Origin of the sequence: Pseudomonas sp. IT-P294 (assembly GCF_949767865.1) — a bacterium.
Classification (GTDB): Bacteria; Pseudomonadota; Gammaproteobacteria; order Pseudomonadales; family Pseudomonadaceae; genus Aquipseudomonas.
Genome location: NZ_CATKQW010000033.1, coordinates 569115 through 585547, shown reverse-complemented (window position 1 = coordinate 585547; position 16433 = coordinate 569115). Strand labels below are relative to the sequence as shown.

At 60.5% G+C, this 16433-nt stretch carries 14 protein-coding genes, 3 tRNA genes and 1 pseudogene; 1 reads left to right on the top strand and 17 read right to left on the bottom strand.

Annotated elements, in window-relative coordinates:
• From ACM6I0_RS21700 to truA, 17 genes and pseudogenes are all read right to left on the bottom strand, one after another.
• Nucleotides 1-1236, bottom strand: coding sequence for a c-type cytochrome (locus ACM6I0_RS21700; RefSeq protein WP_414923206.1), 1236 nt, complete (start codon nt 1234-1236; stop codon nt 1-3).
• A 2-nt stretch (nt 1237-1238) separates the two neighbouring features.
• On the bottom strand, nt 1239-1778 hold the full coding sequence (locus tag ACM6I0_RS21695) for a (2Fe-2S)-binding protein (protein ID WP_222585568.1): 540 nt from the start codon (nt 1776-1778) through the stop codon (nt 1239-1241).
• Nucleotides 1771-4602 carry a xanthine dehydrogenase family protein molybdopterin-binding subunit gene (locus ACM6I0_RS21690; RefSeq protein WP_285435629.1) on the bottom strand — a complete coding sequence of 944 codons (2832 nt, stop codon included), beginning with the start codon at nt 4600-4602 and terminating at the stop codon, nt 1771-1773. Before ACM6I0_RS21690 ends, ACM6I0_RS21695 begins: the two co-directional genes overlap by 8 nt.
• A gap of 320 nt (nt 4603-4922) precedes the next feature.
• A complete protein-coding gene (locus ACM6I0_RS21685) occupies nt 4923-5708 on the bottom strand; it encodes an IucA/IucC family C-terminal-domain containing protein (RefSeq protein WP_285435800.1) in 786 nt (261 codons plus the stop codon).
• Nucleotides 5697-5798 (bottom strand): annotated as a pseudogene (locus ACM6I0_RS21680) (ABC transporter ATP-binding protein); the annotation flags it as partial. The pseudogene ACM6I0_RS21680 and the gene ACM6I0_RS21685, both read right to left, overlap by 12 nt.
• A 411-nt stretch (nt 5799-6209) precedes the next feature.
• Nucleotides 6210-6286 (bottom strand) — tRNA-Asp (locus ACM6I0_RS21675).
• A gap of 91 nt (nt 6287-6377) precedes the next feature.
• Nucleotides 6378-6454: transfer RNA gene (locus ACM6I0_RS21670), tRNA-Asp, on the bottom strand.
• A 56-nt stretch (nt 6455-6510) separates the two neighbouring features.
• Nucleotides 6511-6586, bottom strand: a tRNA-Val gene (locus ACM6I0_RS21665).
• A 136-nt stretch (nt 6587-6722) separates the two neighbouring features.
• Nucleotides 6723-7490: an SDR family oxidoreductase gene (locus ACM6I0_RS21660; protein WP_285435801.1), complete on the bottom strand. Its 768-nt coding sequence runs from the start codon at nt 7488-7490 to the stop codon at nt 6723-6725.
• Between the two features lie 5 nt (nt 7491-7495).
• Nucleotides 7496-8707, bottom strand: coding sequence for an O-succinylhomoserine sulfhydrylase (locus ACM6I0_RS21655; RefSeq protein WP_090182294.1), 1212 nt, complete (start codon nt 8705-8707; stop codon nt 7496-7498).
• Nucleotides 8708-8771: 64 nt separating this feature from the next.
• Nucleotides 8772-10277 carry an amidophosphoribosyltransferase gene (purF, locus tag ACM6I0_RS21650; protein ID WP_150654185.1) on the bottom strand — a complete coding sequence of 502 codons (1506 nt, stop codon included), beginning with the start codon at nt 10275-10277 and terminating at the stop codon, nt 8772-8774.
• A 41-nt stretch (nt 10278-10318) separates the two neighbouring features.
• Nucleotides 10319-10879: a CvpA family protein gene (locus ACM6I0_RS21645; RefSeq protein WP_222585559.1), complete on the bottom strand. Its 561-nt coding sequence runs from the start codon at nt 10877-10879 to the stop codon at nt 10319-10321.
• A 98-nt stretch (nt 10880-10977) separates the two neighbouring features.
• On the bottom strand, nt 10978-11634 hold the full coding sequence (locus tag ACM6I0_RS21640) for an SPOR domain-containing protein (protein WP_414923205.1): 657 nt from the start codon (nt 11632-11634) through the stop codon (nt 10978-10980).
• Nucleotides 11618-12925: a bifunctional tetrahydrofolate synthase/dihydrofolate synthase gene (folC, locus tag ACM6I0_RS21635; protein WP_414923204.1), complete on the bottom strand. Its 1308-nt coding sequence runs from the start codon at nt 12923-12925 to the stop codon at nt 11618-11620. Before folC ends, ACM6I0_RS21640 begins: the two co-directional genes overlap by 17 nt.
• A complete protein-coding gene (gene accD / locus ACM6I0_RS21630) occupies nt 12922-13842 on the bottom strand; it encodes an acetyl-CoA carboxylase, carboxyltransferase subunit beta (protein WP_056744405.1) in 921 nt (306 codons plus the stop codon). The genes folC and accD overlap by 4 nt, the downstream gene beginning before the upstream one ends.
• Before the next feature lie 177 nt (nt 13843-14019).
• Nucleotides 14020-14646, bottom strand: coding sequence for a phosphoribosylanthranilate isomerase (locus ACM6I0_RS21625; protein ID WP_414923203.1), 627 nt, complete (start codon nt 14644-14646; stop codon nt 14020-14022).
• 63 nt (nt 14647-14709) lie between these two features.
• On the bottom strand, nt 14710-15534 hold the full coding sequence (truA, locus tag ACM6I0_RS21620; protein WP_208672265.1) for a tRNA pseudouridine(38-40) synthase TruA: 825 nt from the start codon (nt 15532-15534) through the stop codon (nt 14710-14712).
• A 188-nt stretch (nt 15535-15722) separates the two neighbouring features.
• On the opposite strand from truA, the gene ACM6I0_RS21615 reads away from it, so the two are divergent.
• Complete coding sequence (locus ACM6I0_RS21615) at nt 15723-16382, top strand: M24 family metallopeptidase (RefSeq protein ID WP_414923337.1); 660 nt, start codon at nt 15723-15725, stop codon at nt 16380-16382.
• The last annotated feature ends 51 nt before the right edge of the window (nt 16383-16433 follow it).

The window sequence follows — 16433 nt, the reverse complement described above, 5'->3', positions numbered from 1 at the left end:
TCAGTGCGCCTTGTGCTCGAGCGGCGGTGCATCGGCCCGCAGCTTCTGCACGTCGTTCACCGCCAGATCAGCCGACTGACCACCCAACCCCTGACGCAGGTAGTTCAGCAGGTCAGTAAGTTGCTCGTGGCTGAGTTTGTCGGCAAACCCCGGCATCGGTTGCATGCGCTCGAACCCGGCAAACTTCTGCTCACCGATCCCGTCGTCGATGACCCGCACCAGGTTGCGCGGATCTTCCAGGCGCAACGTGGTGTTGCCGCGCATGGCCACCGCGATGTGCGGCTTGCCCTCGCCGTCCGATGCGTGGCAACCGGCGCAGACGTTCAAGTATTCCTGACGACCGCGTTGGGCGCTGGCGCTCAGCTTGTCCAGCGGTACGTCAGTCAGTGCTTTCGCCGTCGGCGGCTGATCGCCCAACAGGAACGTCGCCATCGCCGCCAGGTCCGGGTCGTTGAGGCCTTGGGTGCTGTTGTGGAACACCGGGAACATCTCGTTGAACATCGTGCCTTGGGCGCTCATGCCGTGCTTGAGGAACGAACTCAGGTCCTGATGATTCCAGCCGCGAGCGGCCAGGTCATTGGCCAAGAGACTCGGCGCCAGGTAACCGTTGAGCAGGCCGCCGGTCATGCGTTTGTCCTGCTGCATCGCGCCCGGCAAGCCGCGCGGTGTGTGGCATTCGCCGCAGTGACCGAGCACGTCGACCAGGTACTGGCCACGTTTGAAGACTTCGCTATTGCCTTCGGTGGACGCCAGTTTCACGTCCTTGCCATAGAGCATGTTCCAGCCCGTCAGGCCCAGACGTACGTTGAACGGAAAGCTCAGGCTCGTGACCGGTGCTGCGCGTTCAATCGGCTCGACAGTTTTCAGGTACGCGTGAATCGCGTCGGAGTCTTCTCGCGGCATCAGGTGATACGAGGTGTAGGGCATCGCCGGGTACAGGTTCGCGCCATCACGCCGCTTGCCTTCGGTGAGTGCGGCGAAGAATTCGTCATCGCTGTAGAGGCCGATGCCATGCTCTTTGCTCGGGGTGATGTTGGTGCCATAGATCGTCCCGAACGGCGAAACAATCGGCAGACCGCCCGCATACGGCGCGCCACCCGGTGCAGTGTGGCAAGCCATGCAGTCGGCGGCGCGGGCGAGGTATTCGCCGCGTTTCACCTGATCATCCGCGTGCGCCAGCAACACTGGGGCCATCAGGCCAACCGCCAACGCCAGGCGGGAAAGTAGAGGCTTCATGCTTAACCCTCCTTGACCAGGCCGAGATCGGTCAACACGTTGCGCGTCGCGCTGTAGTAACGCACGTAGCCGGTGCAACGGCAGATGTGGTGACCGAGGCTGTCCTCGATGACTTGCTCCAGCTGGCTTTTGACGATGGGCTGACGCTGCAGTTTCTCCACCAGCACGGTCGCGGCGTTGACGAAACCCGGCGCGCAGTAACTGCACTGGAAGGCGAACTCATCGACGAAACGCTGCTGGATCGGATTCAGCTCAGTGACCTTGCCCTGCTCGTCGCGCTTTGCATGGCCTTCGATGGTGCGCACTTTTTTGCCTTCGAAATAATGCGCACCGGTGATGCAGGTGCGCACTTCTTCGCTGGTGCCGTCCGGGTTGTCGACGATCACCACACAGGCGTGGCAGATGCCTTGGCCGCAGCCCAGGCGGGAGCCGGTGAGGTTTTTGTATTCGTGCAGGTAATCGATCATCGGCAGGTCATCAGGGATGTCCACCGGGCCGACGGATTGACCGTTGAGGGTCAGTTGAAGCGGACGGTTAGCCATTGAGGGCCTCCTTGATGCGTGCGGAAGTGATAGGCAGGTCGCGGACCCGTTTGCCGATGGCGTGGGCCACGGCGTTACCGATGGCACCGACCACCGGGATCATGACCACTTCGGCAATGCCCTTGGAGGGATCGCTTGGCGACAGTGGCGGCAGTATCTCGGCCGTCTGCTTCCAGACCGCGACGTGGCGCGCCATCGGCAAGCGGTAACGGTTGAAGTTCCAGTCACCCTCCCCCGGCCCGCCTTCGTACAGCGGCATCTCTTCGAGCAACGCATGGCCGATGCCCATGGCGATGCCGCCTTCGATCTGACCTTTCACCAACTCTTCCACCAGCACCCGACCGCACTCGACCCACGAGTGATGGTTGAGCACCTGGACTTCAGCCGAGCCCTTGTTCACTTTCAATTCCACCAGCGTCGCCACCGGGCTGTAATAAGTCACGGCCGCGTTGTTCAGCTGGGTGTCCGGGTAATGGACGTTCTGGCGGTCGAGCAGATGGAAACCGGCGCTGCTCATCTGCGACTTTTTCACGCTAGGTGCGCCGTCGCCGTACTTGACCGCCAGGCCATCCAGCGGCAGACGCTCGCGCACGCCGTCGATGCTGAACTCGGCCTCGGCCCAGCTCCAGCGGTTGAAACCGTGGACCGTCGCGCCGGTCACCAGGCCTTTTTCATGGGCATGCCTGGCCAACTGTTCAAAGCTCAGCGGCTGCATGCCGTTGGCGGTGAGTTTGCCGTCGACCCAATGCGCGTCTTCGCGACGTACCACATACGGGTTGGCTTGGCCGCCATAAGGCCCCTGCCCCCAGATCTGCAGCGCCGCCGGCCACAAACCGTGGTTGAACAACACGCGCGCCGCTTCACGGGTGGCATGGCTGAAGTAGTACGCGGAGTTGGTCGCCGACGAAGCGGAAGCCAACTTGCCGACCCAACGCGGATTGCGCAGGAATCCGTCCTGTTCGGCCTGGCTCATGATGTACGGGTTGCCGCTGGTGATCAGCTGCAACTCTTTCCATTCGGTCTCGCCGGTCTTCACTTCGTGCGCCGGGCTGCCAAGGAAATCCGCCACCACCATTGCTTGCGACGTGGACATGCCGGTGCCGATTTCAATGCCGATGTGACGCAGGTGGATGCGGCCTTCAGCGCTGAACTCGATGCTGGCCATCGGTGCTTCGGATCCGGTGCCGAAGTCTTTCTGGCAAATGGCAAAACCGACGCCGTACCAGTTGTCCGGGTCCTGGGCTTCGCGCTGTTTCTTGATCGCGTCGCGGTTTTTCCAGACTTCGTGAACGGCGGCCTTGTCGAGAATCTCGTGCAGGCGCAAGGCACCCGCCGGCACCGCGCCCTGGGTGTTTTTCATGCCCGAGACCATGGCGTTTTTCTTGCGCAGATCGATGGCGTCGATGCCGAGGCGATCGGCTATTTCATCGACCATCATCTCGGTGGACGCCATGCTTTGCAGGGTGCCATAACCGCGCATCGACCCGGCTTCAACGGCGCGAGAGTGATAAGCCGTGACCTGCAGATCGTTCTGCGGCATGTAGTAGATCGACTGCGCTGCCGTGGCGCCAACCGCCGCCACCGATGGGCTGTAGTTGATGCGTCCACCGCCGTCGACGCTCATCTCGGCGCGGAAAATCTTGAAGCTGTGATCAGTCTTGTCCACGGCCAATTGGTAGCGGATGTCAAACGGGTGACGCTTGATACCGCTCTGGAATTGTTCGTAGCGATCGTTGGCCAGGCGCACGGGAACACCGGCGCCGTACAACGCCGCCAATGCCGCGTAATAGACGAAAATGTTGTGGTCTTTGGAGCCGTAACCCACGGTGTAGCCGGGGTGCATGTTCAGGTTGGCCAGGCCGAAGCGCGACGGCGCGATCATCTTCGCGGTTTCCGTCGCGGCTTCCAGTGGGCACTGAGTCGCCACCACGAAATGCAGGGTCTTGGTCGCCGGGTCGTACCAGCCGTTGCCGTTGTCCGGCTCCATTGCAGCGGGCTCGATCGACGGGGTTTTGTAGCGCTCGTCGAACACCAGCCAGTTGTCTGGCGGGGTGTCGATCTGCTGTTTCATGCGGTCGGCATAGAACAAGCCGCGCTCGGTCAGGTTGCCGTGCAGGTTCGGCTGGGAATTCCACACCGGGCGACGGTTTTTCAGCATCGGGAACAGGATCGAATCCTTGAGGCTGGCGAATTCGTCTTCGTCCGCCGAGGTCGCACCGCCCACACGCACATAGCGGAAGCTGCCGTAGGGATCGCCTTCGTAGAACGGCACCTGAGCACCGTAACGAATCGCTTTGTCATTGAATTTGAGTTTGGCCTTGGCCTGGCGGAAGCGCTCGAAGTCGTTCCAGATCAGGATCGCCACGGGATGTCCGATGAACATCGGCACCTTGCCTTCCGGCAGCAGCGGATCAGGCGCGTGCTCTTCCGGGAAGACAATGCCGTCCTTGTCCAGGTCCGCGGCGGTGACGATGCGGTCGGGTTGCAACTCGGCACCGAGCCACGTCAGGTCGTACCCGGCATAAATGCGGTCGGCCTTGGTGGTTTTCAGCAGCATGGCGTGGCCTTGCTGCTCGGGCCAGCCCGGCATGTCCTTGGCGCGAATGTCGCGGGCAAAGACTTTGCTGCCGCAGACCTTGGACAAGGCATCGTTACGCGAGCGCGCCTTGCCGTTGTTGCCGAGCCATTGCTCGGACGGCACGGTCACGCTGTTTTCCATCAAGGCTGCCAACGCCTGGGAGCTGAGCGGCGCGAGCGTAACGCTCACACCCGCCACCAGCCCGCCCTGCAGGAACGAGCGCCGGGATATATCACGGTTGGACATGGATCATCCTCTGGGCGGTTATGGGTCCGCCCTTCTGGTTATGTACAGGAAATCTCGAGTCTTGCAGAAGCCCTTTCTGACGATGCAAAGGGCAGAATAGACAGTGCAAAGCTGACCGAAAGGTTAAGTTTATAGGCTTATGCGCTCCTGGCAAATATCCAGTCACAAAAAACTGACTAACGAATCAAAATATTGCGGCGTTGCGCTGCAATAAATCGAAACCACGGTCGGAAAAATGGCCGATGGTGAACGACGGGATCATTCGCTACTCAGCGATTAACTCCGGGCGGAGGTTTGTTGGCGAAGGTTAATCAGGTAACTCATCGGCATTTTTTCCCCGAACGCAGCAATGGGCAGATCGAGCAGTATTCAGCGGGCTCGGTGGCCAGGTAGTAGAAACAGCAGGTTCGGCGAAAGCGGATGCTTCGTTGCCCCTCATCCACCAGCGTCGGCGGTCGACAAAAATGGCTCAGCGGGTTGTAATCGAGACCGAACAGCGCCGGTTCGGCTTGGGTCATCAGCCAGTTGAAATCCCCTTCACAGCGTTCGCGCACCTTGGGGTCGTCGATTGTCACCATGTGTTTTTCATACAGTGAATAGACGCGAACGGCCGTGTTTTCCCAGAGGATGCGCCGGGAAACGCCAGTGACCCGGTTGAAGGTTTGCCACAGCGGTTTGAGCAGATCGGCGAACAGCGCTTGAACGATGGATTCGCGCCAGGCTTCGCGTTCGCCCGCTTCATACGTCAGTGGAAGGGAATGGCTAATCGGCATCGAAGACGTCCATAACCCGTCATCGTGGCCGTATTCGACCACCGCGTTGTCCAGCGACATCAACAATCCTTTGTCATACACCGACATCGCGTACAAACAGGCGCCGGTCGCCAGAAACGACAAGCGCTTGCCCAGCAACGAGGCGGTAATCGCCCGAGTCGGCGAGCCGATCACCGGGCCCAAGGCGTCCAGCAGTTGCACGCACACCTCTTCCTGCAACAAGTCCCGGGCCAGCAAAGAACGCGGTGAGTCACGCTCGGCGCTGTCCTTGAGCCGCAACTCACCGGACAACGTCGCCCACTCTGAAGCCGTGAAGTAACCGGCCAGGTTCATGGCGATCCATGCCCGCTGGCGTTGCCCGCCGGACAACGCGTCCACCGATCGATCCGCCAGGGCCAACAGACTGGTTTGCGCCCGCGCTCGCACCCCATCGGCATCGCTGCATCACTCATCCAAAGAAACCCTGCGCGAAGAAATATTTTAAATGCGACTAATTCTAATTAGTGTTTATGCGCCAGATAAAGCGCTTTGTTCGCTTTGCACCCAGTGAACACTTGAATAAAGGAGTAACGGACGGGAGATTTTGGCGTGCAGGCACCGGTTAATCAGGGCTGCGGGTCATTGAGGGGAATTATCACGAAACGTCAGAAATCTTTGCAGATCTGCACTGGGATGACTGATGCGAATTCCTGAGGGCCAGGGGAAAGGAGAGAGAAGCCAAATCGCAGACACAAAAAACCCCGGTCTTTCGACCAGGGTCTTTGCTATCGACTCAAAGATAGCCAGCGGCTTTCTTTGTAGCTTCAAGGCGTTCAGTGGGCCTTGAAGCAGATATGGCGCAGCGGACGGGACTCGAACCCGCGACCCCCGGCGTGACAGGCCGGTATTCTAACCGACTGAACTACCGCTGCGTATCGCTTTGGACTTGCGTCCAAGTAACTCGTCTGACTGGAAGCTTCGAGGCTTTCAATCTCGAATCAGGCGAACCTGACTCGGAAAATATGGCGCAGCGGACGGGACTCGAACCCGCGACCCCCGGCGTGACAGGCCGGTATTCTAACCGACTGAACTACCGCTGCGCGTCGGTGGAGGCTTTTAAAAGCTTCCATCTTGCTTTCGCAAGACTCTCAAGAAGTGGTGGGTGATGACGGGATCGAACCGCCGACCCTCTGCTTGTAAGGCAGATGCTCTCCCAGCTGAGCTAATCACCCTTTGCTTCGTTGAGGCCGCGAAATTTACGCAGGTAGCGAACCTAAGTCAATAGCAGGATTGAAGTTTTTCTGAAAAAGACAAAATCGTGTCACTCACGGCACATCCAGCATGAGCGCTAGACGGATCGATACAGGACTACTCGCTGTAAATCATCTTCTTGGTCATGCCGCCATCGACAACAAACTCCTGGCCCGTGACGAAACCGGCGTTCTTGGACAGCAACCAGGCCACCATCGCCGCGACGTCTTCGACCGTCCCTACCCTGCCCGCCGGATGCTGCGCATGATCGGCATCGGTCAGCGGTTCGGCACGTCGTACCGCCGGATCCCGGGTATCGATCCAGCCCGGGCTCACCGCGTTGACGCGAATTTCCGGCCCGAGACTGATGGCCAATGCGTGAGTCAGGGCCAACAGACCGCCCTTGCTCGCCGCATAGGCCTCTGTGTCCGGCTCCGACTGTGCGGCGCGGGTCGAGGCCAGGTTGACGATCGCACCGCTGTGAGCGCGCAGATACGGCGCACAGTGCTTGGCCAACAGCATCGGCCCACTGAGATTGACCGCCAACACACGGTTCCAGTACGCCAGATCAAGACTTTCCAGGGTGATGTTGTGCGGATCAGCCACCGCCGCGTTACACACCAGCGCATCCAGACGCCCGAACTGCCCCAGCACCTCGGCGACACCCAACGCCACTTGCCCCTCGTTCGAAACGTCCATGGCGATGAACCAGGCGTTTTCGCCCAGCACTTTCGCCACCTTCGAACCGCGCTTTCGATCCAGATCAGTCAGCACCACCTGCCAGCCTTCGCAGATCAGCCAGGCTGCGATCCCCAGACCAATGCCGCGCGCGGCCCCGGTGACCAGCGCAACGCGGCCATGGGTGCCAGTGCCCGGCGTGGACATCTCGATCACAAGGCAGCCAACCCGCGCGCCAGATCGGCTTGCAGGTCAGCCACGTCTTCCAGACCGACCGCGATGCGGATCAGACTGTCACGAATACCCGCCGCTTCACGCTCTTGCGGCGCCAGACGACCGTGGGAGGTGGTGCTCGGGTGCGTGATGGTGGTTTTAGTGTCGCCAAGGTTGGCGGTGATCGAAATCAGGCGTGTCGCATCGATAAAGCGCCAGGCGCCGTCTTTGCCGCCCTTGACCTCGAAACTCACCACAGCGCCGAAACCCTTCTGCTGACGCAAGGCCAGTTCGTGCTGCGGGTGGCTCTTGAGACCGGCGTAATGGACTTTCTCGATGCCATCCTGCTGCTCCAGCCACTCGGCCAGTTGCTGTGCGTTGGCGCAGTGCGCCTTCATGCGCAGACCAAGGGTTTCGAGGCCCTTGAGGAAGATCCAGGCGTTGAACGGGCTCAGCGTCGGCCCGGCAGTACGCAGGAAGCCGACGACTTCTTTCATTTGTTCGCTACGACCGGCGACCACACCGCCCATGCAACGGCCCTGGCCATCGATGAACTTGGTCGCCGAATGCACGACGATGTCCGCGCCCATCTTCAGCGGCTGTTGCAGCGCCGGGGTGCAGAAGCAGTTGTCGACCACCAGCATCGCGCCTTTGGCGTGAGCGATTTTCGACAGCTCGGCGATGTCCACCAGCTCGGCCAATGGGTTGGAAGGCGATTCGACGAACAGCAATTTGGTGTTGGCCTTGATCGCCGCATCCCAGCCGGACAAGTCGGCCAGGGGCACGTAATCGACTTCGATGCCAAAGCGCTTGAAATACTTCTCGAACAGGCTGATGGTCGAGCCAAACACGCTGCGCGACACCAGTACATGGTCGCCAGCGCTGCACAGGCTCATGACCACGGCCATGATCGCGGCCATGCCGGTGGCGGTGGCCACGGCTTGCTCGGCGCTTTCCAGTGCGGCAATGCGCTCTTCGAACGCACGCACAGTCGGGTTGGTGTAGCGCGAGTAGACGTTGCCCGGCACTTCCCCGGCAAAGCGAGCCGCCGCGTCGGCAGCGGTGCGGAACACATAGCTGGAAGTGAAGAACATCGGATCACCGTGCTCGGCTTCCGGCGTACGGTGCTGACCGGCGCGTACGGCCAGGGTATCGAACGCTACGCCTTCGAGGTCGCTGTCCAGCCGACCGGCATCCCAATCCTGACTCATGCTGTCACTCCTTGCCTTGCTCTTCTAGTAGATACAAAACCGGCCCCTCAGGGCCGGTAATTACTCAGTTGTTGTACAGATCAATGATCGCGCTGACTGCCTGCGTCTTGACCTTGGAGGCATCGTTACGAGCCTGCTCGATCTTGTTCAGGTAAGCCTCGTCGACATCGCCGGTGACGTACTGGCCGTCGAACACCGCGCAATCGAACTTGTCGATCTTGATCTTGCCGCCGCCGACCGCTTCGATCAAGTCAGGCAGGTCCTGATAGATCAGCCAGTCAGCGCCGATCAGGTCGGCCACGTCCTGGGTCGAACGGTTATGGGCGATCAGCTCATGAGCGCTCGGCATGTCGATGCCATAGACGTTCGGGTAGCGAACGGCCGGGGCGGCGGAGCAGAAGTAGACGTTTTTCGCGCCGGCTTCACGGGCCATCTGGATGATCTGCTTGCACGTGGTGCCGCGAACGATCGAGTCGTCTACCAGCATCACGTTCTTGCCGCGGAATTCCAGCTCAATGGCGTTGAGCTTCTGGCGCACGGATTTTTTCCGCGCTGCCTGGCCCGGCATGATGAAGGTCCGGCCGATGTAGCGGTTCTTCACGAAGCCTTCACGGAACTTGACGCCCAGGTGGTTCGCCAGCTCCAGGGCCGCGGTGCGGCTGGTGTCCGGAATCGGGATGACCACGTCGATGTCGTGCTGCGGACGCTCGCGCAGGATCTTCTCGGCGAGTTTCTCACCCATGCGCAGACGGGCCTTGTAGACCGACACGCCGTCGATGATCGAATCCGGACGCGCCAGGTAGACGTGTTCGAAGATGCACGGGGTCAGGGACGGGTTGGTCGCACACTGACGGGTGTGCAGCTTGCCGTCTTCAGTGATGTAGACCGCTTCGCCCGGCGCCAGGTCGCGGATCAGGGTGAAACCGAGCACGTCCAGGGACACGCTTTCGGAGGCGATCATGTACTCGACGCCTTCGTCGGTGTGACGCTGACCGAACACGATCGGGCGGATGCCGTGCGGGTCGCGGAAACCGACGATGCCGTAACCGGTCACCATCGCCACGACCGCATAACCGCCGACGCAACGGTTGTGCACGTCAGTGACCGCCGCAAACACGTCTTCTTCGGTTGGCTGCAACTTGCCGCGCTGGGCCAGTTCGTGCGCAAACACGTTCAGCAGTACTTCCGAATCGGAATTGGTGTTGACGTGGCGCAGGTCAGATTCGTAAATCTCCTTGGCCAGCTGTTCAACGTTGGTCAGGTTACCGTTGTGCGCCAAGGTGATGCCGTAAGGCGAGTTGACGTAAAACGGTTGAGCTTCGGCCGAGGTCGAGCTGCCTGCGGTCGGGTAACGCACATGGCCAATGCCCATGTGGCCGACGAGGCGCTGCATGTGACGCTGATGGAACACGTCACGCACCAGGCCATTGTCCTTGCGCAGGAATAACCGGCCATCATGGCTGGTTACGATACCGGCAGCGTCCTGGCCGCGGTGCTGGAGCACGGTTAGCGCGTCATACAGCGCCTGATTGACGTTCGACTTACCGACGATACCGACGATGCCACACATGCGACGCAACCCCTACTTAATGGATCTGAACTGAACACAACTCACAGAGGCGTTTTGGCCATCGGCAAGAGGTGCTCCTTGAACGGTATCTCAGCGGGTACGCTGATACCGCTGGCAAGCCACTGACTGCTCCACCCCAGGATCAGGTTTTTGGACCAGTCTGCGACCAATAGAAATTTTGGCACGAGCTGTGACTGTTGCCACCACCCGTCCTGCTGTACCGGCCCCAGGCTCAACAGCCCGACCGCCACGACCACCAGCAACACGCCACGCGCAGCGCCGAAGGCCATGCCGAGGAATCGATCGGTCCCGGACAACCCGGTGACGCGAACCAACTCGCCGATAAGATAATTGATCATTGCCCCTACGATTAACGTGGCGACAAACATGATGGCACAGCCCGTGATCACACGAGCCGATGGCGTTTGGATGTATCCGGCGAGGTACTCGGACAATGAACCACCGAACATCCAGGCGACGACTCCTGCGATGATCCAGGTCACCAGCGATAGTGCTTCTTTGACGAAGCCGCGGCTCAGACTGATCAATGCGGAGATGGCGACGATTGCAACGATCGCCCAGTCAACCCAGGTAAATGGCACAGTGCAGCCTACAGACGGATAAGGCGGCGCATTTTAGCAGAGCGCATGGCTATCGGTAAGCTGCGATTTTCAGTGCATTTCAAATCGGGGCGATAGTTTTAATTGCGCTCAGGCTGGAAGCGCACCACAAAACCCTTGAGGTTCTTCTGTCGACCCAGCAAGTCACGCAGACGATCGGCTTCGGCGCGCTCGATCAGCGGTCCGACAAATACCCGATTCTTGCCATCGGCCGTACGAATGTAGGCGTTGTAGCCCTGACTGCGCAGGTCTTTTTGCAGACTTTCGGCGCTTTCACGGCTCGACAGGCTGGCCAGTTGCACCGACCAGCTGACCGACAGGCCATTGGCGTCGACGCGGCTCTGAGTGGTGTCGGGCTTGCCCGGCGCGGCCGAAATCGGCTGAGACGGCGCGGCCGAGGGCTTGGCAGCCAAAGCGGGCACTGGAGCTGGCGCTGGTGCGACCGGCTTGGCGGCAGGCGCGGCAGGCGCAATCGGCTTCGCCGGCACTACCGGCTGAGCGATCTCTTCATCACTCGGCACAGGTTCCTGAGGCAATGCCTGCGGTTCAGGCACCACCACAGGATCGACCCGCACTTGCGGCACGGACGGTGCTTGCGGCGCGGACGGCGCTTCGACGATTACCTGACGCTGCTCGTCCTGACGGGAAAACAGCATCGGCAGGAAAATCACCGCCAGCGCCACCAGCACCAGGGCGCCAACCATGCGTTGTTTGTATGCCTTATCCAGCAATGCCATTTGCCGCTTCCTCCGTGGAGCGCCGGGCCAGCCATTCAAGGGCCTCGGCAACACAATAAAATGATCCGAACAACAGAATCTCGTCGTCGCTTGTCGCCAGCGCGCACTGCCCTTCCAGGGCCGCAGCCACGCTGTCATAGGACGTTACCGCGGCACCAAGGTTCTGCAACGCGGCCTGCAAATCGGCTACCGGGCGCGCCCGCGGTGAATCCAGCGGCGCAACCGCCCATTGCTGGACACTAGCATTCAATTCGCCGATGACACCATCCAGATCCTTGTCCGCCAACAATCCGAACACCGCCAGACGCTTGCCGACCAGCGGACGGCTGGCCAGACGGCGAGCCAGGTACTCGGCGGCATGCGGGTTATGCCCCACATCCAGCAACAGGTTCAGGCGCTTGCCCTGCCAGTCGAACTGACGGCGATCAAGGCGACCGACCACCCGCGTAGCTTTCAGCGCATCAATAATCTGCGCATCCACCCACGGCAATCCGAGCAACAGGTAAGCCTGCAAGGCCAAAGCGGCGTTTTCCATCGGCAGGTCGAGCAACGGCAGGTCGTGCAATTCGACCACATGCCCTTGAGCATCCAGCCCGCGCCATTGCCAGTTGTGACCGGTCACACCGAGGTCAAAGTCGCGGCCACGCAGGAAAAACGGGCAAGACAGCTCGCGCGCCTTGTCCAGCAGGGGTTGCGGAGGATTCAGATCGCCACAGAGCGCAGGCGCACCCTGACGGAAAATGCCGGCCTTCTCAAAGGCCACGGACTCACGGGTATTGCCCAGATAGTCTGCATGATCGACGCCGATGCTGGTGACCAGCGCCATATCGGCGTCGACCACGTTGACCGTATCCAGACGCCCGCCCAGACCGACTTCCAGCACCACGGCATCAAGCCCTGCCTGTTGAAACAGCCAGAACGCCGCCAGGGTGCCCATTTCGAAATACGTCAGGGACGTGTCGCCACGGCCCGCCTCCACCGCAGCAAAGGCTTCGCACAGCTCAGCGTCAGTGGCTTCGACGCCATTGACCTGCACCCGCTCGTTGTAACGCAGCAGGTGCGGAGAATTGTAGACACCCACCTTCAGGCCCTGCGCCCGCAGCAATGAAGCCACGAATCCGCAGGTGGAACCCTTGCCGTTAGTGCCAGTGACCGTGATCACCCGAGGCGCCGGCTTGCCCAGCCCCATTCGGGACGCTACCTGTTGCGAACGCTCCAGGCCCATGTCGATGGCCGAAGGGTGCAACTGCTCAAGGTAGGCGAGCCATTCGCCAAGGGTACGTTCGGTCATATGTTCGCAGGTACCGGCGGAACCACGATCGGCTCGATTGGCGCGGCGACGAATTTCGGCGTCGGCAGGCCCATCATTTGTGCCAGCAGGTTGCCAAGGCGCGGACGCAGTTCCTGACGGTGAATGATCATGTCGATTGCGCCGTGCTCCAGCAGGAACTCACTACGCTGGAAGCCTTCCGGCAGTTTTTCACGCACGGTCTGCTCGATCACGCGCGGACCGGCGAAACCGATCAGGGCCTTGGGCTCACCGACGATCACGTCGCCAAGCATTGCCAGGCTGGCGGAAACGCCGCCGTAGACCGGATCGGTCAGCACGGAGATGAACGGAATGCCTTCTTCACGCAGACGCGCCAGCACCGCAGAGGTCTTGGCCATTTGCATCAGGGAGATCAGGGCTTCCTGCATCCGCGCACCACCGGAGGCGGCGAAGCAGATCATCGGGCAACGGTTTTCCAGGGCGTAGTTGGCGGCGCGGACAAAACGCTCACCGACGATGGCGCCCATCGAACCACCCATGAAGGAGAATTCGAAGGCCGAAACCACCACCGGCATGCCCAGCAGGGTGCCACTCATGGAAATCAGTGCGTCTTTTTCGCCGGTCTGCTTCTGGGCGGCGGTCAGGCGATCCTTGTACTTCTTGCCGTCGCGGAATTTCAGACGGTCAACCGGCTCCAGGTCCGCGCCCAGTTCGGCACGGCCTTCGGCGTCGAGGAAGATGTCGATGCGCGCGCGCGCGCCGATACGCATGTGATGGTTGCACTTGGGGCAAACGTCCAGGGTCTTTTCCAGCTCTGGACGATACAACACAGCCTCGCAAGACGGGCATTTGTGCCACAGACCTTCAGGCACCGAGCTCTTCTTGACCTCGGAACGCATGATCGAAGGGATCAGTTTGTCTACTAACCAGTTGCTCATGCTTTCTTTCTCCAGTACCGGCGGCCCGAACGCTCTGGTTCGCAGCCCCGCGTATGCCCTTGAGCTAAATTCATATGTGTGGCGATGATCAGTGGATGGCCGGGTCAGTGAAGCGTGACCTGCGTACAACCCAAAAATCCTCAGCCATGCGTGTGGACGGCGGCAGTGTGCCAGCCGTCACATCGACGTATCGCGTACCGCTTTGATGAATGCCTGAATCTTTGCGTGATCCTTGATGCCCTTGCTCGCCTCCACCCCACCGCTGACGTCCACCGCGTAAGGCCGCACCCGGGCGATGGCTTCGGCCACATTTTCCGGCGTCAAGCCACCCGCGAGGATGATCGGCTTGCTCAAGCCTTGTGGTATCAATGACCAGTCGAACGCTTCACCGGTTCCACCAGGCACCCCTTCCACGTAAGCGTCCAGCAAGATCCCGCTGGCACTTGGAAACGCATCGCATGCCGCGGCGATGTCGTCGCCGGCCTTGACCCGCAGCGCCTTGATGTACGGACGGTGCCAGCCTTCACACTCGGCAGCAGTTTCGTCGCCATGGAATTGCAGCAAGTCCAGCGGCACGGCGTCGAGCAATTCGCCCAACTCGCAGCGGCTGGCGTTGACGAACAAACCCACGGTGGTCACGAACGGCGGCAGCGCGCTGATGATCGAGCGCGCATGCTGGAACGTAACCGCCCGGGGGCTTTTGGCGTAGAACACGAACCCGATGGCATCCGCCCCGGCCTCGACCGCCGCCAACGCATCTTCTATGCGGGTAATCCCACAAATCTTGCTGCGAACGGCTGACATGTCGATAGAACCTCAGGGCAAATCCGAGAAAGTCCCGGATGGTAACAAATGCATTCGAGGGCGTCAGCCGTCAAGTTCCGTGAAACCGGTCAGGAAGTGTGGGCCGATGTAACGCTCGGGCAGTTCGAACTCGTCGCGATACTCGACTTGCACCAGATACAGACCGTACGGATGCGCCGTCACCCCGCCAGAACGGCGAATCCGGCTCTCCAGCACTTCCTTCATCCACTCCACCGGGCGCTCGCCGGCACCGATGGTCATCAGCACGCCCGCGATGTTGCGCACCATGTGATGCAGGAAGGCGCTGGCGCGGATGTCCAGGACGATCATTTTGCCGTGACGCGTGACGCGCAAATGATGCAGTTCCTTGATCGGCGACTTGGCCTGGCACTGGCCGGCACGGAAGGCGCTGAAATCGTGAGTGCCGACCAGATACTGCGCCGCCTCGGCCATGCGCTCGACGTCCAGCGGACGGTGATTCCAGGTGATTTCTTCATTCAGGTGCGCGGGGCGGATCTGATCGTTGTAGATCACGTAGCGATAACGCCGGGCAATGGCCTTGAAGCGCGCATGAAAATGCGCTGGCATGACCTTGGCCCAACTGACGCTGACATCGTGGGGCAAGTTGATGTTGGCACCCATGACCCAGGCTTTCATCGAACGCTCGACCTGGGTGTCAAAATGCACCACTTGGCCACAGGCATGCACGCCGGCATCCGTACGCCCGGCGCAGAGCAGCGACACCGGCGAATCGGCGACTTTGGACAAGGCTTTTTCGAGGGTTTCCTGCACCGTGAGCACGCCGGAGGCCTGACGCTGCCAGCCGCGATACCGCGAGCCTTTGTATTCAACGCCCAATGCGATCCGGAAAAAGCCCTCGGCCGCCATTTCGGCGACCGGGTTATCTAAATTTGCCAAGGAGTAACAGCCTGCTGATATGCGCAAAGGCGGGCATTATAAGGCCGTCGCACCGGGACGCCAGAGGCGTGTGGATTTTGTGTCATTGCATCGCCCGGACAGACTTCGCTATATAGATGGCTACACAACGAAAAAACAGACACCACCGAGACCTGATGATGACCGCCACCCTCAAAGAAGCCGTCGGACTGGCCTACAGCCTGGACGGCATGCTCCACGCCAAACGCAAAACCTGGGAAGCCATCGACGAAATGGCCCGACGCGTGAAACCAGGCATGCGCGAATCCGAAGCCCTGGCGATGAGCCTCGAGGTGCTGAACGAGCTGGGGATGGACCGTATCTGGCACCCCTCCAAGATCCGCTTCGGCGAGAACACCCTGAAAACCTTCAAGCAACCCTCCGATGGCGATCCGGTACTGGCTGACAACGATATTTTCTTCATCGACCTCGGCGTGGTCTGGGATCGCCATGAAGGCGACTCCGGCGCGACGTTTGTCGTCGGCGATGATCCTGAAATGACAGCCTGCGCGGCGGCAGCAAAGACACTGTTTGATCAGGTCCACGATTACTGGCGAACCCATCAGGTCGCCGGCCATGAGCTGTACCGCTATGCCGACGAACAGGCGACGGCCATGGGCTGGAGGTTGAACCTGGAGATTAAGGGGCACCGGGTCAGCGACTTCCCCCATGCGATTTATCGGGCCGGTGACCTGGGGAGTTTCGAGGCATGCCCGAATGTCGGGTTATGGATTCTGGAGATCCAGATCGCCCACCCTACCCGGCCGTTTGGCGCGTTTTATGAGGATCTGCTGTCCTGATCCGAAGAGCATCGCACAAACAAAAACGGCAGCCTCAAGGGGCTGCCGTTT

Bases quoted from the DNA above. Each gene is read 5' to 3' on its own strand.
- ACM6I0_RS21690 (WP_285435629.1), bottom strand. From the start codon at position 4,602: ATGTCCAACCGTGATATATCCCGGCGCTCGTTCCTGCAGGGCGGGCTG.
- ACM6I0_RS21655 (WP_090182294.1), bottom strand. From the start codon at position 8,707: ATGAGTCAGGATTGGGATGCCGGTCGGCTGGACAGCGACCTCGAAGGC.
- ACM6I0_RS21660 (WP_285435801.1), bottom strand. From the start codon at position 7,490: ATGTCCACGCCGGGCACTGGCACCCATGGCCGCGTTGCGCTGGTCACC.
- folC (WP_414923204.1), bottom strand. From the start codon at position 12,925: ATGACCGAACGTACCCTTGGCGAATGGCTCGCCTACCTTGAGCAGTTG.
- ACM6I0_RS21625 (WP_414923203.1), bottom strand. From the start codon at position 14,646: ATGTCAGCCGTTCGCAGCAAGATTTGTGGGATTACCCGCATAGAAGAT.
- ACM6I0_RS21700 (WP_414923206.1), bottom strand. From the start codon at position 1,236: ATGAAGCCTCTACTTTCCCGCCTGGCGTTGGCGGTTGGCCTGATGGCC.
- ACM6I0_RS21695 (WP_222585568.1), bottom strand. From the start codon at position 1,778: ATGGCTAACCGTCCGCTTCAACTGACCCTCAACGGTCAATCCGTCGGC.
- ACM6I0_RS21615 (WP_414923337.1), top strand. From the start codon at position 15,723: ATGACCGCCACCCTCAAAGAAGCCGTCGGACTGGCCTACAGCCTGGAC.
- accD (WP_056744405.1), bottom strand. From the start codon at position 13,842: ATGAGCAACTGGTTAGTAGACAAACTGATCCCTTCGATCATGCGTTCC.
- ACM6I0_RS21640 (WP_414923205.1), bottom strand. From the start codon at position 11,634: ATGGCATTGCTGGATAAGGCATACAAACAACGCATGGTTGGCGCCCTG.
- truA (WP_208672265.1), bottom strand. From the start codon at position 15,534: ATGGCGGCCGAGGGCTTTTTCCGGATCGCATTGGGCGTTGAATACAAA.
- ACM6I0_RS21685 (WP_285435800.1), bottom strand. From the start codon at position 5,708: ATGAACCTGGCCGGTTACTTCACGGCTTCAGAGTGGGCGACGTTGTCC.
- purF (WP_150654185.1), bottom strand. From the start codon at position 10,277: ATGTGTGGCATCGTCGGTATCGTCGGTAAGTCGAACGTCAATCAGGCG.